The sequence below is a fragment of the Noviherbaspirillum saxi genome (genome assembly GCF_003591035.1).
Classification (GTDB): Bacteria; Pseudomonadota; Gammaproteobacteria; order Burkholderiales; family Burkholderiaceae_D; genus Noviherbaspirillum; species Noviherbaspirillum saxi.
Window position 1 is genome coordinate 950,710 of sequence record NZ_QYUO01000001.1, and the last position, 18,483, is coordinate 969,192.

Here is an 18,483-nt window from a genome sequence, read left to right on the forward strand (position 1 = left end):
AATGTCGATTCTGATCAATAAAGACACCAAAGTCATTACGCAAGGCATCACCGGCAAGACCGGCCAGTTCCACACACGCATGTGCCGCGACTACGCGAATGGCAAGAATGCATTCGTCGCTGGCGTCAATCCGAAAAAAGCGGGCGAAGACTTCGAAGGCATCCCCATCTTCGCGAATGTGAAAGAAGCAAAAGACAAGACCGGTGCAACCGTATCCGTGATCTACGTTCCGCCCGCAGGCGCTGCCGACGCGATCTGGGAAGCGGTCGAAGCCGAGCTCGACCTCGCGATCTGCATTACCGAAGGCATCCCTGTTCGTGACATGCTCGCACTGAAAGACCGCATGGCGAAAGCCGGCAGCAAGACCCTGCTGCTCGGACCGAACTGCCCGGGCCTGATCACGCCGGACGAAATCAAGATCGGCATCATGCCCGGCCACATCCACAAGAAGGGCCGCATCGGCGTAGTTTCCCGCTCCGGCACGCTGACTTATGAAGCAGTCGGCCAGCTGACCGCACTGGGCCTCGGCCAGTCGTCCGCAGTCGGCATCGGCGGCGACCCGATCAACGGCTTGAAGCACATCGACGTGATGCGCATGTTCAACGACGATCCGGACACCGACGCCGTCATCATGATCGGTGAAATCGGCGGTCCTGATGAAGCCAATGCAGCACGCTGGATCAAGGACAACATGAAGAAGCCCGTCATCGGCTTCATCGCTGGCGTCACCGCGCCACCGGGCAAGCGCATGGGCCACGCCGGCGCGCTGATTTCGGGCGGCGACGACACGGCACAAGCCAAGCTGGACATCATGGAAGCCTGCGGTATCACGGTCACCAAGAACCCGTCTGAAATGGCGAAGTTGTTGAAGGCAGCGCTGTAATACGACTTTCTCCGGCGCTCGCCGGAAGAAATAAAAACGGGGAGCTTCGACTCCCCGTTTTTATTTGCTCTTTTTCCCATATGACGACTTCTGGATTTCAGGAAAGCCAGCGCTTGCGCACTGCAGCGTACGATCTCCCTTGGTGCATTCAAAAATCGTCGCGTCATGCACGTATAATCCGCACATGGCACACAGGCTCGAACTCCAAATCGCCGCAAAGACAGATACAGGAATGGTGAGATCGCACAACGAAGACGCGATCTTTTCCAGTCCTGAGGACGGCATTGCCATTCTTGCCGATGGTATGGGCGGCTACAACGCCGGCGAGGTTGCGAGCGCGATGGCAGTCGACGTGACGACGCAATATCTCAAAGCAGGTCTGCCCGAGCTTACTTCCCAGCGACGCGACACGCGGCTGCATCATCTGGTCGTTGAGTCCATACAGCGCGCCAATACCGCAATACTCGAAGCCGCACACGCCGACGAACGCTACGAGGGCATGGGGACCACCATTGTGGTCGCGATATTCCGCGAAGACAAGCTGACGCTTGCCCATGTCGGCGACTCGCGCGCTTACCGTTTGCGAGCGAATCAACTTACGCAGATCACACGTGACCATTCCTTGCTGCAAGAACAGATCGACGCTGGCCTGGTTGATCCCTCATGGGCTCCCTATGCACAGAACAGAAATCTGGTAACGCGGGCGGTCGGTGTCGATGCGAATATGGAGGTCGAAATCCATGAGCATCAGGTTGAAGAGGGAGATGTGTATCTGCTGTGTTCCGATGGCTTGTCCGACATGCTGTTGGACGAAAAAATCAGGGAAATCATGTCGCAAAGCGATATGCCGCTTGAGATAGCATGCGACACGCTGGTACAAGCTGCAAACGGTAATGGCGGGAATGACAATATTTCCGTCATGCTTGTCGGCGTGCATTTGCTTCAGGTCACACGCGGCGGTTTGTTTACTCGCCTGGCGAACTGGGCATCTCGTTTCACCACCACAATTTCGTAACCACAGGTTGGAGAATATTGTGGCAAAAATAATTCTGTCCTCGGGTAATGCAGTTTTGCGCGAGCTTCCGCTAGTAAAAGCCCGTATTACGATAGGCCGAGCGCCCCAGAATGACTTGGTGATCGACGATCCGGCCATCAGTGCCGAACATGCTGCCATCACGACGGCGCATGATGGATCGTATTTGGAAGACCTGAACAGTACCAATGGCACGGAGATCAATGGACAGCCTGTCAGGACGCATTTTTTGCAGGACAAGGACGTTGTCACGCTGGCGCGTTATACCCTTATTTATCTGTCCAGCAATTTGTCGCATTTTCCCGGATCCCTTGACCTCGATATCACAGTAGGCAGTAGCAATACCCGGGGCGCTGGAATCATAAAATTAAGAACCGAACTTGGTGCGGACCGAGAAATCGCTTTGTCCAAACCGCTGACGACAATCGGCTTACCCGGCTCCTGCGTTGCCTTAATTGCAAATGATGCAGGAAGCTATGCGGTGGCTCGCATTGAGGGCAGTATTCAGCCTTTGCTTAATGGACGTCCGCTCGGCGACATGCCGGAAACGCTCAGGCATGGCGATATGATCAAAGTTGCAAATAGTGAATTACACTTTCTTCTTCTTTAGATCTGTAACAACTTTTGCACACAATGTCGTTATGCTCGACAAAATTTGGTTCCTGGTTCTTGAAATGACAAAAATTGTCAGGAAGACTTAGAAATCACCTCCGACTGTGACAAATTTTATTCATTTGCATCGCTGAAACAAGAGTTTCTCACTGGCACGTCACTTGCTGTAAGGGAAGCAAGACAGACAAGCTGTCTTCTTTCAAAGGGAGAAACATTATGAAATCAATGAAAATGGTCCAAACAGCACAGCGCGGCTTTACTCTTATCGAACTGATGATCGTTGTTGCGATTATCGGTATTTTGGCTGCGGTTGCGTTGCCGGCGTATCAGGATTACACGAAGAAGGCGCGCTTCAGTGAAGTCCAAGGGTTGGCTGAAGGGCTGAAGAGCCTTGTTACGACGTGCGCTTCCGAAGATAGCGGAAGCTTTACCAATTGTGATAGTGGCAGCAGTGGCATCCCGGCTGCTCTTGCAGCGGCGACGACCAATACCGCTACGCTTTCGGTTGCGGACGGCGTGATTTCCGGGGCTGCTACTGCAGCGGCAGATAGCATTACGACTGAATTGCGCCCGGCCTTCAATTCCGCTTCTTCGATCATCACGTGGACCAACGCCGGCGGCTGCGTTGCTAAGGGCTGGTGCAAGGCTAACTAATTTCCTGATGCTTCTGTAATAGGAAACTGCTCTGTATAACCGGTGACCGAAAGTTGATCCCGGTTTGTTCGACAAGGCGGATAATTTACTCAGTCTTGGATGTATCCGACACCTCGATTCAACTTTGAATCGAGGTGTTTTTGTTTCCCTTTGAAAGTACGGAGTCTGGGAAGCAGGGTGATGAAACTGGGAGTCGAGAAAGCCGCGGCGAATATACGGTAGGCGCACGGGTTGGTGAAACACTTGCTTTGTAAAACTGTGCTCATCCGAACGATGAGCGGTCAGCATTGGAATAATAAAAACATGAAGCAAATTGCACTTGAAGATGTTGTCAAAACCTACCGACGTTATGCTCCATTTTATGACCGTCTCTTCGGGGCGGTTCTAGAGCCCGGTCGTCGTGCTTTAGCGGATGTAGTGTGTAAATCAAGTCCTGCTTCAATATTGGAAGTAGGGGTTGGAACAGGATTGATGCTCTCTCGCTATCCGGCTGATTCATCAATTGTTGGTGTCGACGTTTCAAGTGAAATGCTTGAGGTCGCAGGTAAAAGAATAAAAAGCGGCACTACACGTGAAATTCATCTCATCAAAATGGATGCAGAGACAATGAATTTCTACGATGCGCACTTTGATTGCGTGACCGTGCCTTACGTCTTATCTGTCACACCCAACCCCGACAAGCTGATCGCTGAAATAAGGCGCGTCTGTCGCAAAGGAGGACTAATTTTTATCCTTAACCATTTTAGCGGCAGCCATTTTTGGTGGTTTCTGGAGCGAGCCGTACGGTCGATTGCCGACAAAATCGGATTTCGTTCAGACTTCGGTTTCGATGAACAGATTCTCAAGCATGACTGGGAAGTACTGTCAGTAAAGAATGTCAACTTCCTGGGTCTTTCCAAACTCGTTGTTATTCGCAATGTTTAATATGCGAACAACGCAACTGATCAGACTAGCCGGAATGGATGTAGCGGTTTGGTATTGCATCCCATCGATTTTTCTCTTCTTTTACGTTCATTACCACGCTGTTTCCAGTGAGGCAATTGGCCCGCATCTTTATCTGTTGCTTATTGGCCTGTTGAGCCTTGTCCTGTCGAGGCTTGTGTTGTATCGGTTGATTCCTGATCGGCGCGTGGCACATATAGTTACGTCATGCGTGATTTCCGCCGTACTGTTGTCGATGCTGCTGTACTACGGACTGGTATTGATTGGCCTTGGGTCATGGGCACGCGTGATTTCATGGGACTTGATAACAAGTTATACGATGCAGTTGCCGGGACTGATGGACTCTCTTGGTGTCCCTGTGTATGTCATGTTTGCGCTCTTTGCTGTGGTCTATGTCGCTCTCACATATGCAACGCATGCCTACATCCAGAGGTTCGAGTGGGTGTCGCGCGTGCTGCCCGTAATTCCCGGTTGGCTCCACCTGTTTATTGTCACCGCCGGATTTGCGGTCTGCTCCATTGCCGTGTACCGGTTCATGCAATCCCCTCCAGTACAGAAATCCGAGCCGCTGAGCCTCACCTTCTTCCCGATGTTTGCGGCGAGAGATCTGCAAGGCCATGCGATTGACAAAATCATGGCGCAAAAGCTGGATCGCCTGGAAGACGCAGCCAGATCATCCTATATGGCGAAGAAAGAAGGGCTCGGGAAAAGGAATTTGATCCTGATCGTTGTCGATGCCCTTCGACCAGATCATATGGGAATCTATGGTTATCGGCGGAATACAACACCGAATCTCGCACACATGATTCAATCAGGACAGGCTCGCATAGTAAAGAATGTTCGGTCATCGTGTGGGGAGTCGGCGTGTGGCCTTCTCAGTCTGGCCAGTTCAAAGTTTGTATATCAATTTTCAAATAAGCCTTTTACACTGCAGCAGGTGTTGCGACGGCAAGGTTACCAAGTCCAAATGATATTGGGTGGTGATCACACCAGCTTCTACGGGCTCAAAGAGTTGTACGGAGAAGTTGATAGTTATTTCGATGGTTCGATGGCGACAGGCTACTACGTAAATGATGACCAACTTGTTCTCGACCACACCGGACGCCTTCCATCTTGGGACGGTAAGCCCGTCATGATGCAGTTCCATCTGATGTCCACCCATGTTATGGGAAAACGTCATGGTCGATTTGCACAATATGCTCCCTCGGAAAACTATATGTTTCATGCAAACCGCATTGCCAAGAACAACGACAAACATATCAATTTCTATGACAACGGTGTTGTACAGGCTGATGCAGTCATCCATGATCTGCTGGCTGCACTTCAGAGCAAGGGCTATTTGAAGGATGCCCTCGTTGTCATTACTGCCGATCATGGCGAAGCTTTAGGAGAACATGGTCTCTATGCCCATGCGAATAGCGTGCGCGAAGAAGCCTTGCGTATCCCCTTGATCTTTATTCCATACGGCTATCAATCCGGCCTCAGAGGCGAGTTTAGGACCGCTGCCGCACAAGTAGACATTGCGCCTACAATTCTCGCTGAGTTTGGTTTTTCTATTCCAAGTACGTGGGCGGGCAGTTCGATGCAAGACACACAACGCAAAAGCTATTCATATTTTCAGGAAGGGCAAGCTGCGGGGGTGATTGATTACCGTGACCCGGAGAATTTATGGAAATACTGGTTCGATGCGAAGAGCGGTCATGAGCATGCATATAATCTCACGCGCGATCCAATGGAGAAAGACAATGTAATCAGCCAAGTTGCATCGGGCCTAAAACAGGATTGGCGCTTGCAACAAATGCAATTAATGCCGGGTATTCAGGATGCTTCTCACCTAAGGCGGGAGTGAGGATTTTATTCAGTGCAAGTATTGCCTAAAATGTAGGCGTTTTTAGAAAACGTAATCGTTGACGATTCAATTGAAGATACAAAGATGCGCGCATCCATGAACCGGTTTACTGCCTCATTCGTTCATATGCTTGGCAGTGCATGTGTTGTTGCACTCGTTTTTTTATTGGTTTGGCTGGTCTGGTACCCGGGAAGAATGTTTGAGGCGGCCAGCGGCACCAATTTGATGATGATTCTGATTCTCGTCGATGTTACGCTCGGTCCGCTGATTACATTGATTATTTTCTCTCCGGGTAAGCCATCGCTCAAATCGGACCTGACAGTCGTGGTGGTATTGCAGATAGCTTTTCTGCTCTATGGTATATGGTCCATTTATTCGGCGCGGCCCGTATATATCCCTTTTGACGAGGATCGCTTTTACTTGGTGACGGCGAGCGACATCGATCCAGAGGACCGGAAAAAAGTAAAAGATCCGGTGTTTCAGTCGTTTCCCGCCTTAGGGCCGAAGATCGTCGGCACAGTACTGCCTGATGACCCGAAAATGCGGGAAAGAATCAAGTTTGGCGGATTGCTCGGCATGGGCATTCAGCTCTTGCCGCAATATTATGTGCCCTATGGACAGGCGGCAGCGAGCGTCAAGGCTGTCGCACTACCTGCCAAGCAACTCATGAAGAAGATGACTGGCGTCTCGGAGGACGATGTTTCCCGCTTGCATGCATATGAGGAGAAAAAACGCGTGGCCGGGAAGAACGTAGTTTTCGTCCGACTTGTGACCCGGAAATTCATGTTGTATGTTGCGGTGGATGAAGCCAGTGGCGAGGTCATCGAGATACTTTAATTTTCAGACTCAACTCCCGTCCGTGCAGTCGGTTCAGGCATGCCAGTCGCCAGATTTTCCGCCTCGCTTTTCCTGAACACACACATCGGTCATCACCATGCCACGGTCAACTGCTTTGCACATGTCATAAATCGTGAGCAGGCCAATCTGAACAGCGGTCAGCGCTTCCATTTCGACACCGGTTTTCCCGTAGGTTTCGACGACAGCTTCACAGCGTATGGACGATGCTTCGGGATCGCTGGAGAAATCGACAGTCACTTTCGTTAACGCCAGCGGATGACATAGCGGAATTAGATCACTCGTCTTCTTTGCGCCCATGATCGCCGCAATCCTGGCGATTCCCAGCACGTCTCCCTTCTTCGCCGAGCCTGACTGGATAATTGCCAGTGTCTCCGGCTTCATCCGTATGGTCCCGGTCGCCACTGCCATGCGGTGCGTTTCTGCCTTCGCGCCAACATTGACCATATGCGCTTGCCCGGTCGCGTCGAAATGCGTAAGACCGCCATTATCAGCGTCATTGTCTTTGTGTTCTTTTGTGTCCATAAGTAACAAACCTGAGTCCGTATTGAAGAGGTTGCGTGTACGGGTATCATAGCATCGTGAAATCCAAATTCTTTTTCCGAAACGGGGTTCCCGCAATGCGGGCGATGACGGCGCTGACGCTGGCAGCCGCGCTTGTCTTCCCTGCCTGGCATCCCTCCGTGGCAACTGCCCAAAACCTTCCCAGCCTCGGCGACACCGAGCGCGAAGCCCTGTCCCCGTTAATGGAACGCAAGCTCGGCGAGCAGATCATGCGGGAAATCCGCCGTGACCGCGATTTCCTCGATGACGATCCGACGCTGGAATATCTGAACAATTTCGGCACCAATCTGTTGGCGGTGCAGCCGGAAGCGCGCGGCGAGGCGCTCTACGATTTTTACTTTTTCGCAGTACGCGATTCCATGCTCAATGCCTTCGCCTTGCCAGGCGGATTCATCGGCGTACATTCGGCCCTCGTACTTGCCGCCCAGAACGAGTCCGAACTGGCCTCGGTAATGGCGCATGAAATCGGTCACGTCTCCCAGCGGCATATCGCACGCATGCTGGGCAAGCAAAAGCAGGATGCACTGATTCCTTTGGCTGCGGCCGTCCTGGCTGCCTTGGCTGCGCGCTCCAGCCCCGATACTTCGGCGGCCTTGCTGATGGGTGGGCAGGGCGTTGCCATCCAGCGGCAACTCAATTTCAGCCGCGATGCCGAGCGTGAGGCCGACCGGGTCGGGCTGCAGATTTTGCGGGATGCAGGCTACGATACGTCGGGCATGATCGCCTTCTTCGGGCGTATGCAGAATGCGACGCGGTCGTACACCGATTCGGCGCCGGCTTATCTGCGCTCGCACCCGTTGACGACCGAACGCATGGCAGACATCGAGGCGCGCACCCGTAATCAGCGTTACCGGCAACGCGCCGACAGCCTCGACTTTCATTTGATTCGCGCCCGTCTTCGCATCTTGCAGGATCCGTCCTCGCATGGATTGCGTACCGCTTCCACGGACTTCGACAATCAGTTGCAGCTCAAGACACGTATGCAAGTCGTGTCAGCCAAGTATGGTCAGGCCGTGATTGCGCTGCGACAGGGCAATGCCGGCAAAGCGCAAGCCTTGCTGCAGGAGGTATACGCAGCGGCCCAAGGACCTTCTGCTCCGGTGCAAAGTCCGGTACTGTCCAGCCTGGCGATCGAGATCAAGCTTGCAGTCAATGACGTGGACGCGGCATTGAAGGAAGCAGAAAGCGCCAAGGCAAAGTTTCCGCTTTCGCGCGGCATCGCAAGGCAATATACGGATGCACTGATACGCGCCGGTCGCAACGACGAGGCGGCGAATTACCTGCGCGACCAGATTCAGCTATACCGCACAGATGCCAAGCTGCAGGACCAGCTCGCGCGTGCCTATGCGGCGCAAGGAAAGCAGGCTCTGCAGCATCTGGCGTTGGCAGAGGCATATGCAATCAATGGCGCAATGCCGGCCGCAATCGACCAGCTAGGTATCGCGCGCCGGGCGCCTGATGCGTCGTTCTATGATCAGGCAGTGATCGATGCGCGCGAACGCGAGCTCAAGGCGCGCTGGATGGAAGAAATGAAGGAAGCGCGCGAACGTTAAGACGCTCTATGCTGCGGGCTTGCCGTCGGGTTGCGGCGCGCTGACAAAATTAAAACGTTCCGCGAGCGCATCGCGCCGGAGATATCCGACTGAAGTGCGCCGCCTACCATCGTCGAAATCGAGCTTGCCTGACTTGCCCTTGTCTTCAAGCCAGGCAAGCAATTCTTCGTCGCTGATGACGTTCCCGCCTGATCGCAAGAAGGGCAGGCATTGCGCCATATCTCGGTCGTCGACCAGCACGATTTTCTGTCCACTCCGGAATACCAGTTGCCCGCCATCGGTGAGCCATGCCTCATCGACCGCCGCCAGCGGATCGCCCGTATGCAGCACAAAGCCATGGGATGGATCGGTGCGCGCAATATAGGGCGTCGCTTCCAGGTTCACATACACCCTTTGCGGCCCGTTCTGGAAATACCATCGCCCCTGTTCATCCGAAGTGTAGTTGCGGTTGATGAATCCCAGCAGCGCGGCATTCGCTATCTTGTCGCCCGGCAGGCGCAGTGTCTGCGCGCGCTCATCGCGCATGCGCCAGACGCCGCGCGCATCGAGCCCCAGCCAGCCGTAGCAGTGCGGTACGTTCGGCCATTTGGTCATTGCCTGCTTGACGATCTCGTCCATGTGTCTTCTTTCTTATGCGATGCTTGCAGGTCTGCGAATGTGGACCTGCTCACGCGGCTTGCAGAAAATCCGTTATGCGCCTTGGCAGCCAATCGAGGCGGCCCGGCAATCCGCCGATCGCAAAACCGACATGCCCGCCCTCTGCAGGATAGTCGAGCGTTACGCTCGACGATGCCGATCGCGGCAAATGATGCGCGGGCAGAAAGGGGTCGTTCTTCGCGTTCAATACCAGCGTCGGCACCGTGATGTCGCTCAGTACATGCTTTGCGCTGGCGCGATGCCAGTAGTCGTCGGTATCGCGATAGCCATGCAGGGGTGCCGTCACGATATTGTCGAACTCGTAGAGGTTGCGCGCACGCAGCATGGTTTCCTGATCGAACAAGCCCGGAAACTGCTTCAGCTTTTGCATGCATTTCGGCTTGAGCGTTTGCAGGAAGACGCGTGTGTAAATCATGTTGAAACCGCGTGACAGTGCAGCACCGCCACCGGCCAGATCGAGCGGTGCGGAGACCGCGCACGCGGCGTCGATGATATTTGCCTGCTGCTGCGATTCGCCTAGCCAGCGCAGTAGCGCATTACCGCCGAGCGACACGCCGCTGGCATAAAATTTTGCGGCGGGATCCTGTGTCTTGCGCAGCGCATGCAAGCGCCGGATGATCCAGTCGACTTCGCCGGCATCGCCGGAATGATAGAAGCGCGGTGCATGGTTGAGTTCGCCCGAGCAGCCGCGAAAATGCGGCACTGCGCCCGACCAGCCGAGTGCGGCCGCTTGCGCCATCAGCGAGCGTGCATAGTGGCTGTCGGAAGAACCTTCCAGGCCATGGAATAAAACGACAAAGGGTTGCCCGCGCTTGCCGTCGACAAAATCGACATCGATGAAATCTCCGTCCGGTGTCGGCCAGCGTTCGCGCCGGAAATTCACATTCGGCTTGGGAATGCATTTGGCCGGGTAGATCGTTTGCAGATGTCCGCCGGGCAGCCAGGAAGGAGCAGGATAGTTCATCGATAAACTCAATGCAGCAATGCACTCACCGAAATATCGGGCGGCGCTTCGCCCGGCACTACCGACGCGTGGTGCGTCACGATCCGCCAGCCCATATGCGTCTTGACATAGACATTGGTCGCAAGGATGTGTATGTCGCGCTGGCGGGACACCGTGCGATGGACTTCCTCGATGATGTTGTGCACGGAGGTCAGCATGTTTTGCGTGACATGCAGTTGTACCGGCCGTATGTGTACGCCGCCTTGTTCAAAAATCGATTCCCAAGCCGTGCGGATCGATGCATGGCCAACCAGACGCGGCGCGCCGGGATGGATGCAGACGATGTCTTCTTCATCCGCCCAAAGCGCCATCACGGCATCCACATCGGCACGGCTGATCGCTTCATAGAATGCCGCTTCGGTTTCTTCAGGGGTTTCGAGTATTTTGTTGAATGTAGGCATGGTGGGTCGATGTCCTTTCCGGACGGAATGTGTCCGAAAGTAAAGCAGGAAAAGCTTACGCCGGAAAGAAGAGTATAGAGCAACGGCCTGTGGTCGAAGGTTCGCATCGCGAGGTATGTCGTGACGCTGTTCCGTGAAAAGGAAGGTGTCACGACAAGCGACTTTCAATATCAACCGCGATGGCGCTTAATGTCCTTTCACTACCGCACCCGGCTTGAGGCGATAGACGGTGCCGCAATACGAACACTTGCCTTCGCCGTGGTGATCCAGTGAGATAAAGACGCGCGGATGCGAAGACCAGATCGGCATGGCCGGGTTAGGGCAGTGTGCGGGAAGATCCTTGCCGTCGAGTTCGACGTAACTCATGTTCTGTTGCTGCTGTGCTTGGGTCATGGAATGTGTGCTTGAGAGTAGTTAAACCAGGGTCAGCCAGTGCTGGTATTGCGGCGCCTTGCCTGCGACGACATCGAAGAACAGTGATTGCAGCTTTTCGGTGATCGGGCCGCGCTTGCCTTCGCCGATCTGACGGTTATCGAGTTCGCGGATCGGCGTGATTTCTGCGGCGGTGCCAGTGAAGAAGGCTTCGTCGCAGCAATACATTTCATCGCGCGTGATGCGCTTCTCGATGACTTCGATACCCAGGTCGCGCGCCATGGTCAGCACCGCGTCGCGCGTAATACCGTCGAGGCAGGAGGCGAGGTCAGGAGTGTAGATCTTGCCGTTCTTGACGATGAAAACATTTTCACCCGAACCCTCCGACACATAGCCTTCGGTATCGAGCAGCAGCGCTTCATCGTAGCCGTCGGTCAGCGCTTCCTGATTGGCCAGAATCGAATTGATGTAATAACCGCAGGCCTTTGCGCGCACCAGCGAGACATTGACGTGATGGCGGGTGAAGGACGACGTCTTGACGCGAATGCCCTTGGCCAGACCGTCTTCGCCGAGATACGCGCCCCACGGCCATGCGGCGACGGCGACGTGGATGGTGTTGCCCTTGGCGGAAATGCCGAGCTTTTCGGAACCGATCCAGACCAGCGGACGCAGGTAGCAGGATTCGAGCTTGTTTTCGCGTACCACCTGAAGCTGCGCCTGCACGATGGTTTCCATGTCGAAGGGAATATTCAACTGGAAGATCTTGGCGGAATTGAACAGGCGCTGCGTATGTTCCTTGAGGCGGAAAATCGCCGTGCCCTTGTCGGTCTTGTAGGCGCGCACGCCTTCGAATACGCCCATCCCATAGTGCAGTGTATGAGTGAGCACATGCACCGTCGCGTCGCGCCAGTCGATGAGTTCGCCGTCTTTCCAGATTTTTCCATCGCGGTCGGACATGGACATAGTGAGGTCTCCAAAAATTGTCACAAAACTTCGATTTTAGCCCATCCCAACAGGGGTGAAAATTCATCTGTAGAATGAGGCCCCAAGGTTTCAGTATTCATTCACTTCATGACCGGTCGAGGATGACGATTCATCGCATTCGCAACAGCCACCGGTTGTCAATCAGACATGACAGCGTCACAAGCGCGGTTCTGCCTGCAGGCTAAACCATATGAGCAATACACAAGCAAGCACGACGGAGCTCATGTCCGCCGGCGTCGAAAAGCGCGCTTTCCGCGATGGCTTCAAGGCGTGCGCACCCACGATTCCGGGAATCTTCGCCTGGGGTATGGTCGCCGGGATGGCGATGGTCAAAAGCGATCTGTCGATTCTCCAGTCCTTGGGGATGACTTTCCTGGTATTTGCCGGTTCCGCACAGCTGGCATCGCTGCCGCTGATGGCAGCCAATGTACCGCTGAGCGTCGTGTTTCTCACCGCGCTGGTGGTCAATCTGCGTTTCGTGATCTTTGCTGCCGCCATTGCGCCGCATTTTGCGCATCTGCCTTGGTACAAGCGCTTGTGGCATGGCTATTTCAACGCCGACGTCACGATGGGATTGTTTCCGCAGCGGTTTCCGGCTGAAACGGTGCCGCACAAGGAAGGAAAGGTCGGTTACTTCACTGGCATTGGCTATCCAAACTGGTGTGCATGGCAGTCAGGTTCCGTGGCGGGTATTTTGCTGGCAAGCCAGATCCCGCAGAGCTGGGGCATCGGTTTCGCCGGGACGCTGGCGCTGCTGGCCATCACGATTCCGCTGACGATTAACATGGCGGCACTGGCTGGCGTGGTAGTGGCCGGCGCGGTGGCGGTTGCCGCCGCCGGGCTGCCGTACAAGCTCGGCCTGTTGGTGGCGGTCATCGTCGGCATGATGGCGGCAATGGCGGTCGATACCGTCCTCGACCGGAAAAAGGGGGAAGACGAATGAGCGATCTGGATGTCTGGGCTTCGATCGGACTGCTGTTGCTTGCCACACTGCTAACAAGGGGCTCGTTTTTCCTGTTCGGTCATGCCGTCAAGATTCCAGCCAAAGTGCAGCATGCGCTGCGCTACGCCCCGGCTGCCGCGCTGGCTGCGATTATCGTGCCCGACATGGTGTTGATGAACGGTGCGTTGCAACTGAACTGGATGAACCCGAAGCTGATGGCCGGCCTGGCGGCGACAGCCTTCTTCCTGGTCAAGCGCCACATGCTCGGCACCATCATTGTCGGCATGGCCGTGTACAGTTTGCTTAGAATCATCTTATAAGCTGAAAACGGTTCTTCGGGCAGTGCGGTGGAGTAAAATACGCGCTTTTCCATTCTTTCAATAATTGTCTGCCTGCCATGCAATTCAACCGTTTGAGCGACCTTACCGCAAGCAACCAACTCCAGGGAAAACGCGTTTTTATCCGCGCCGACCTTAACGTTCCCCAGGACGCCGCCGGCAATATCACCGAAGACACACGCATCCGGGCTTCGGTGCCGGCGATCCAGCAGGCGTTGCAGGCCGGGGCTGCCGTGATGGTGACTTCGCACCTCGGCCGCCCGACCGAAGGAGAATTCAAACCGGAAGACTCGCTTGCGCCGATCGCCGGGCGCCTGTCGGAATTGCTTGGCAAGCCGGTTGAGTTGAAGCAGAACTGGGTCGATGGCGTCGACGTCGCGCCGGGACAGGTCGTGCTGCTGGAGAACTGCCGCGTCAACAAAGGCGAAAAGAAGAACAGCGACGAATTGGCGCAGAAAATGGCCAAGCTGTGTGACGTCTACGTGAACGATGCATTCGGTACCGCGCACCGCGCCGAAGCCACCACGCATGGCATTGCCAAATTTGCACCGATCGCCTGCGCCGGCCCCCTGCTGGCCGCCGAACTCGATGCGCTCGGCAAGGCACTCGGCCAGCCGGCGCGTCCTCTGGTGGCGATCGTTGCAGGCTCCAAGGTCTCGACCAAACTGACCATTCTCAAATCGCTGGCAGACAAGGTCGACAACCTGATCGTTGGCGGCGGTATCGCCAACACCTTCATGCTCGCGGCCGGCCTCAAGATCGGCAAGTCGCTGGCCGAAGCCGATCTCGTCGGCGATGCGAAAGCCATTATCGATATGCTGTCCGCGCGCGGCGCCTCGGTGCCGATTCCGGTCGATGTCGTCTGCGCGAAAGAGTTCTCGCCGACTGCAGTCGCTACGGTCAAGGATGTCAAGGACGTGGCGGACGATGACATGATCCTCGATATCGGCCCGAAGACTGCGGCGCAGCTCGCGCAGCAACTCGCTACGGCCGGCACCATCGTCTGGAACGGACCGGTCGGCGTGTTCGAATTCGACCAGTTCGGCGAAGGCACCAAGACGCTGGCGATGGCCATTGCGGAATCGAAGGGCTTTTCGATCGCAGGCGGCGGCGATACGCTGGCTGCGATTGCGAAATACAACATCGCAGACAAGGTCGGCTATATCTCGACCGGCGGCGGCGCTTTCCTGGAATTCCTGGAAGGGAAGACCTTGCCTGCTGTCGATATCCTTTTGCAACGGGCGAAGTAATTGCGCTTGTCGCGGCGCGCGTCAGTATGGCGCGTCGCAGTCCGGTCTCCTCGTCCATTGAAAGTTTCATAATGATCAGAGCTACCAAAATCGTCGCCACCGTCGGACCTGCTTCCAGCGATCCCGATACGCTGACCAGAATGATCAAGGCCGGCGTCAACGTCGTCCGGCTGAACTTTTCGCATGGCAAGGCCCAGGACCATATCGACCGGGCCGGTCTGGTGCGCAAGGTGGCGACCGAGTGTGGTCGCGAGATTGCGATCATGGCTGACCTTCAGGGCCCGAAGATCCGCATCGGCAAGTTCGAGAACGGCAAGATCTTTCTCGAAAACGGCAGCAAGTTCATTCTCGATGCCGACTGCGAGCTGGGCAACCAGGCGCATGTCGGTCTCGACTACAAGGAATTGCCGCGCGACCTGAAGCCGGCGGATGTGCTGCTGCTCAACGACGGCCTGATCGTGCTAATCGTCGACAGGATTATCGGCAGCGCGATCCATACCACCGTTAAGATCGGCGGCGAGCTCTCCAACAACAAGGGCATCAACCGGCTCGGCGGCGGTTTGTCCGCTCCCGCGTTGACCGCGAAGGACATGGAAGACATCAAGACAGCGATGAGCTTCCATGCCGACTATATCGCGGTGTCGTTTCCGAAAAATGCGACCGACATGATCATGGCAAGGCAGCTTGCCAATATCGCCGGCGAAAGCAGTCGCCACAAGCCGCAGATGATCGCAAAGATCGAGCGTGCGGAGGCCATTCCCGCGCTGCAGGAAATCCTCGATGCCTCCGACGGGATCATGGTTGCGCGCGGCGATCTCGCGGTCGAGGTTGGCAATGCGGCGGTACCGGCACTGCAAAAGCGCATGATCAAGATGGCGCGTGCATCTAACAAGCTCGCCATCACCGCCACGCAGATGATGGAGTCGATGATCGTCAATGCGGTGCCGACCCGTGCTGAAGTCTCCGACGTCGCCAACGCTGTGCTGGACGGCACCGATGCCGTGATGACTTCCGCGGAAACCGCGTCCGGCAAGTATCCGGTCGAAACCGTCGAGATCATGGCTGCGGTCTGCCAGGAAGCGGAAAAGTCCGATGTCGTCAAACTGGATGCGGACTTCCTGAATGCAACATTTACCCGTATCGATCAGTCGATCGCCTACGGCGCGCTGTTCACCGCCTATCACCTTCGGGTGAAAGCCATCGCTGCGCTCACCGAATCCGGTTCGACTGCGCTGTGGATGAGCCGCCACAACATCGACATCCCGATCTATGCGATCACGCCGATTCTCGGTACTCAGCGCAAGGCTGCCCTGTACCGCAACGTGACCACCTTTGAACTTGCGCATTCGACCGACCGCGAAGCGGTATTGAAAGCTGCGCAGGATTTGCTCCTCGCCAAAGGCGTGGTTCAGAAAGGTGACATGATTGTTGTTACCTGGGGAGAACCGATGGGTCAGGTCGGCGGCACGAACGCCTTGAAGATCATGAAGATCGGTGAATACTAAGACTTAAGATCACGGATCGCTAAAAACGAATTTTATTGTTTGGAGAACATCATGCCTCTCGTATCCATGCGTCAACTGCTCGACCACGCTGCTGAAAACGGCTACGGTCTGCCCGCATTCAACGTCAACAACCTGGAGCAGGTCACTGCGATCATGGAAGCCGCCAATGAGGTCGGCTCACCGGTGATCATGCAAGCTTCCGCAGGTGCCCGCAAATACGCCGGCGAAGCCTTCCTGCGTCACCTGATCGAAGCCGCAGTCGAAGCCTATCCGCACATTCCGGTCGTCATGCACCAGGACCACGGCCAGTCGCCGGCGGTGTGCATGGCCGCGATCAAGTCCGGCTTCACTTCCGTGATGATGGATGGCTCGCTGATGGAAGACGGCAAGTCGGTCGCCAGCTATGAATACAACGTCGAGGTGTCGCGCAAGGTCGTGGAGTTCTCGCATTCGATCGGTGTCACGGTCGAAGCCGAACTCGGCGTGCTCGGTTCGCTCGAAACCATGAAGGGCGACAAGGAAGACGGCCACGGCGCGGAAGGCACGATGACCCGCGAACAGCTGCTGACCGACGTCAACCAGGCTGCCGACTTCGTCAAGCTGACCCAGTGCGATGCGCTGGCAATTGCAATCGGCACCTCGCACGGCGCCTACAAGTTCTCGCGCAAGCCGACCGGCGATATCCTCGCGATCGAGCGTATCAAGGAAATTCACCAGCGTATTCCAAACACCCACCTCGTGATGCACGGTTCTTCTTCGGTACCGCAGGAACTGCTGGCCGAGATCCGCGAGTTCGGCGGCGACATGAAGGAAACCTATGGCGTGCCGGTTGAAGAGATCCAGGAAGGCATCAAGCATGGCGTACGCAAGATCAACATCGATACCGACATCCGTCTGGCGATGACGGGCGCGATCCGTCGCTTCTTCATCGAAAATCCGTCGAAGTTCGATCCGCGCGAATACCTGAAGCCGGCGCGCGAAGCCGCAAAGAAAGTTGTCAAGTCGCGCATGCTCGCTTTTGGTTGCGAAGGTCAGGCAGCGAAGATCCAGCCGATTCCGCTCGAAAAAATTGCCGAAAAATACAAAAAAGGCGAGTTGTCGCAGATCGTGCAGTAAAATCCGGCCTTGGCAATAAACCAACCGGCGGCGTGCAGCGAGCACCCGCCGGTTTAGCTTTTTGAGAACCTCATGCACAGCCTCTACCAATCCACTATTTCTTCACTGCCGCTGCTCGGTCGCGGCAAAGTGCGCGACAACTATGCGGTCGGCGACGACAAAATATTGATAGTTACCAGTGACCGCCTGTCGGCCTTCGACGTCGTGATGAACGAACCGATTCCCGGCAAGGGCAGGGTGCTGAACCAGATGTCCGATTTCTGGTTCCAGAAACTTGGCGACATCGTGCCGAATCACCTCACAGGCATCGCGCCGGAATCGGTGGTGGCAGCGGAAGAAGCGGATCAGGTGCGCGGCCGTGCGGTCGTCGCCAAGCGCCTCAAGCCCATCCTGGTGGAAGCGGTGGTGCGCGGCTACATCATCGGCTCCGGATGGAAGGATTACCAGGCCACCGGCGCGATCTGTGGTATCGCCCTGCCTGCAGGCCTGCGTCAGGCCGACAAGCTGGCCCAGCCGATCTTCACGCCGGCCGCGAAGGCAGATCTCGGCGAGCATGATGAAAACATCAGCTTCGAAGAAATGGAAAAGCGCATCGGCAAGGAGCTCGCCGCCAAGATGCGCGACATCAGCATCCAGCTATACCAGACCGCGGCCGACTACGCGGCAACGCGCGGCATCATCATCGCCGATACCAAGTTCGAATTCGGTCTCGACGACAACGGCACCCTGCATTTGATGGATGAAGTGCTGACCGCCGACTCGTCGCGCTTCTGGCCGGCCGACTCCTATGCGCCCGGCATGTCACCGCCATCGTTCGACAAGCAGTTCGTGCGCGATTACCTCGAAACATTGAAAGACTGGAACAAGACAGCGCCTGCACCTGCGTTGCCTGCCGACGTGATCGACAAGACCGGCGCAAAATACCGCGAAGCCCTGGAACGCCTGACTGGAACAACGCTGAAGGATTGA

General features: G+C 55.7%; 20 protein-coding genes. 14 read left to right on the forward strand and 6 right to left on the reverse strand.

Features of this window, described 5'->3' with window-relative positions:
• Position 1 precedes the first annotated feature (1 nt).
• The 7 genes from sucD (at position 2) to tfpZ (ending at position 6,810) form a co-directional block, all read left to right on the forward strand.
• Entirely contained in the window at positions 2-883 is an 882-nt protein-coding gene (gene sucD, locus D3871_RS04600) for a succinate--CoA ligase subunit alpha (RefSeq protein WP_119767825.1), read from the forward strand.
• A gap of 184 nt (positions 884-1,067) precedes the next feature.
• Entirely contained in the window at positions 1,068-1,898 is an 831-nt protein-coding gene (locus tag D3871_RS04605) for a Stp1/IreP family PP2C-type Ser/Thr phosphatase (protein ID WP_119769890.1), read from the forward strand.
• 19 nt (positions 1,899-1,917) lie between these two features.
• A complete protein-coding gene (locus D3871_RS04610) occupies positions 1,918-2,526 on the forward strand; it encodes an FHA domain-containing protein (protein ID WP_158597867.1) in 609 nt (202 codons plus the stop codon).
• A 218-nt stretch (positions 2,527-2,744) separates the two neighbouring features.
• Positions 2,745-3,182, forward strand: coding sequence for a pilin (locus tag D3871_RS31275; protein ID WP_274381700.1), 438 nt, complete (start codon positions 2,745-2,747; stop codon positions 3,180-3,182).
• Positions 3,183-3,485: 303 nt separating this feature from the next.
• Positions 3,486-4,106, forward strand: a complete 621-nt coding sequence (locus D3871_RS04620; protein WP_158597868.1) for a class I SAM-dependent methyltransferase — start codon at positions 3,486-3,488, stop codon at positions 4,104-4,106.
• A 34-nt stretch (positions 4,107-4,140) separates the two neighbouring features.
• Complete coding sequence (locus D3871_RS04625; RefSeq protein WP_158597869.1) at positions 4,141-5,973, forward strand: sulfatase-like hydrolase/transferase; 1,833 nt, start codon at positions 4,141-4,143, stop codon at positions 5,971-5,973.
• A gap of 96 nt (positions 5,974-6,069) precedes the next feature.
• Entirely contained in the window at positions 6,070-6,810 is a 741-nt protein-coding gene (gene tfpZ, locus D3871_RS04630; RefSeq protein WP_147376747.1) for a TfpX/TfpZ family type IV pilin accessory protein, read from the forward strand.
• Positions 6,811-6,843: 33 nt separating this feature from the next.
• Here the strand turns inward: tfpZ and moaC are convergent, their stop codons facing one another.
• A complete protein-coding gene (gene moaC, locus D3871_RS04635) occupies positions 6,844-7,353 on the reverse strand; it encodes a cyclic pyranopterin monophosphate synthase MoaC (protein WP_119767830.1) in 510 nt (169 codons plus the stop codon).
• A 95-nt stretch (positions 7,354-7,448) separates the two neighbouring features.
• Here moaC and D3871_RS04640 point away from each other — a divergent pair, with 95 nt between their 5' ends.
• On the forward strand, positions 7,449-8,945 hold the full coding sequence (locus D3871_RS04640; RefSeq protein WP_119767831.1) for a M48 family metalloprotease: 1,497 nt from the start codon (positions 7,449-7,451) through the stop codon (positions 8,943-8,945).
• Between the two features lie 6 nt (positions 8,946-8,951).
• Here the strand turns inward: D3871_RS04640 and D3871_RS04645 are convergent, their stop codons facing one another.
• From D3871_RS04645 to D3871_RS04665, 5 genes are all read right to left on the reverse strand, one after another.
• A complete protein-coding gene (locus D3871_RS04645) occupies positions 8,952-9,563 on the reverse strand; it encodes a DUF2946 family protein (protein ID WP_119767832.1) in 612 nt (203 codons plus the stop codon).
• Positions 9,564-9,612: 49 nt separating this feature from the next.
• Positions 9,613-10,566: a YheT family hydrolase gene (locus tag D3871_RS04650; protein ID WP_119767833.1), complete on the reverse strand. Its 954-nt coding sequence runs from the start codon at positions 10,564-10,566 to the stop codon at positions 9,613-9,615.
• 8 nt (positions 10,567-10,574) lie between these two features.
• Positions 10,575-11,006: a YybH family protein gene (locus D3871_RS04655; protein WP_119767834.1), complete on the reverse strand. Its 432-nt coding sequence runs from the start codon at positions 11,004-11,006 to the stop codon at positions 10,575-10,577.
• 186 nt (positions 11,007-11,192) lie between these two features.
• Complete coding sequence (locus D3871_RS04660) at positions 11,193-11,399, reverse strand: zinc-finger domain-containing protein (protein WP_119767835.1); 207 nt, start codon at positions 11,397-11,399, stop codon at positions 11,193-11,195.
• Positions 11,400-11,420: 21 nt separating this feature from the next.
• Entirely contained in the window at positions 11,421-12,341 is a 921-nt protein-coding gene (locus tag D3871_RS04665) for a branched-chain amino acid transaminase (protein WP_119767836.1), read from the reverse strand.
• 211 nt (positions 12,342-12,552) lie between these two features.
• Between D3871_RS04665 and D3871_RS04670 the strand changes: the two genes are divergently transcribed.
• From D3871_RS04670 to D3871_RS04695, 6 genes are all read left to right on the forward strand, one after another.
• Positions 12,553-13,305 (forward strand): AzlC family ABC transporter permease, encoded by a 753-nt coding sequence (locus tag D3871_RS04670; protein WP_119767837.1) that lies wholly within the window; start codon positions 12,553-12,555, stop codon positions 13,303-13,305.
• On the forward strand, positions 13,302-13,625 hold the full coding sequence (locus D3871_RS04675) for an AzlD domain-containing protein (RefSeq protein WP_119767838.1): 324 nt from the start codon (positions 13,302-13,304) through the stop codon (positions 13,623-13,625). The genes D3871_RS04670 and D3871_RS04675 overlap by 4 nt, the downstream gene beginning before the upstream one ends.
• 77 nt (positions 13,626-13,702) lie before the next feature.
• Positions 13,703-14,893, forward strand: a complete 1,191-nt coding sequence (locus D3871_RS04680) for a phosphoglycerate kinase (RefSeq protein ID WP_119767839.1) — start codon at positions 13,703-13,705, stop codon at positions 14,891-14,893.
• A 71-nt stretch (positions 14,894-14,964) separates the two neighbouring features.
• Positions 14,965-16,398, forward strand: coding sequence for a pyruvate kinase (pyk, locus tag D3871_RS04685; protein WP_119767840.1), 1,434 nt, complete (start codon positions 14,965-14,967; stop codon positions 16,396-16,398).
• 51 nt (positions 16,399-16,449) lie between these two features.
• A complete protein-coding gene (gene fba, locus D3871_RS04690) occupies positions 16,450-17,514 on the forward strand; it encodes a class II fructose-bisphosphate aldolase (protein WP_119767841.1) in 1,065 nt (354 codons plus the stop codon).
• Positions 17,515-17,586: 72 nt separating this feature from the next.
• Entirely contained in the window at positions 17,587-18,483 is an 897-nt protein-coding gene (locus D3871_RS04695; protein WP_119767842.1) for a phosphoribosylaminoimidazolesuccinocarboxamide synthase, read from the forward strand.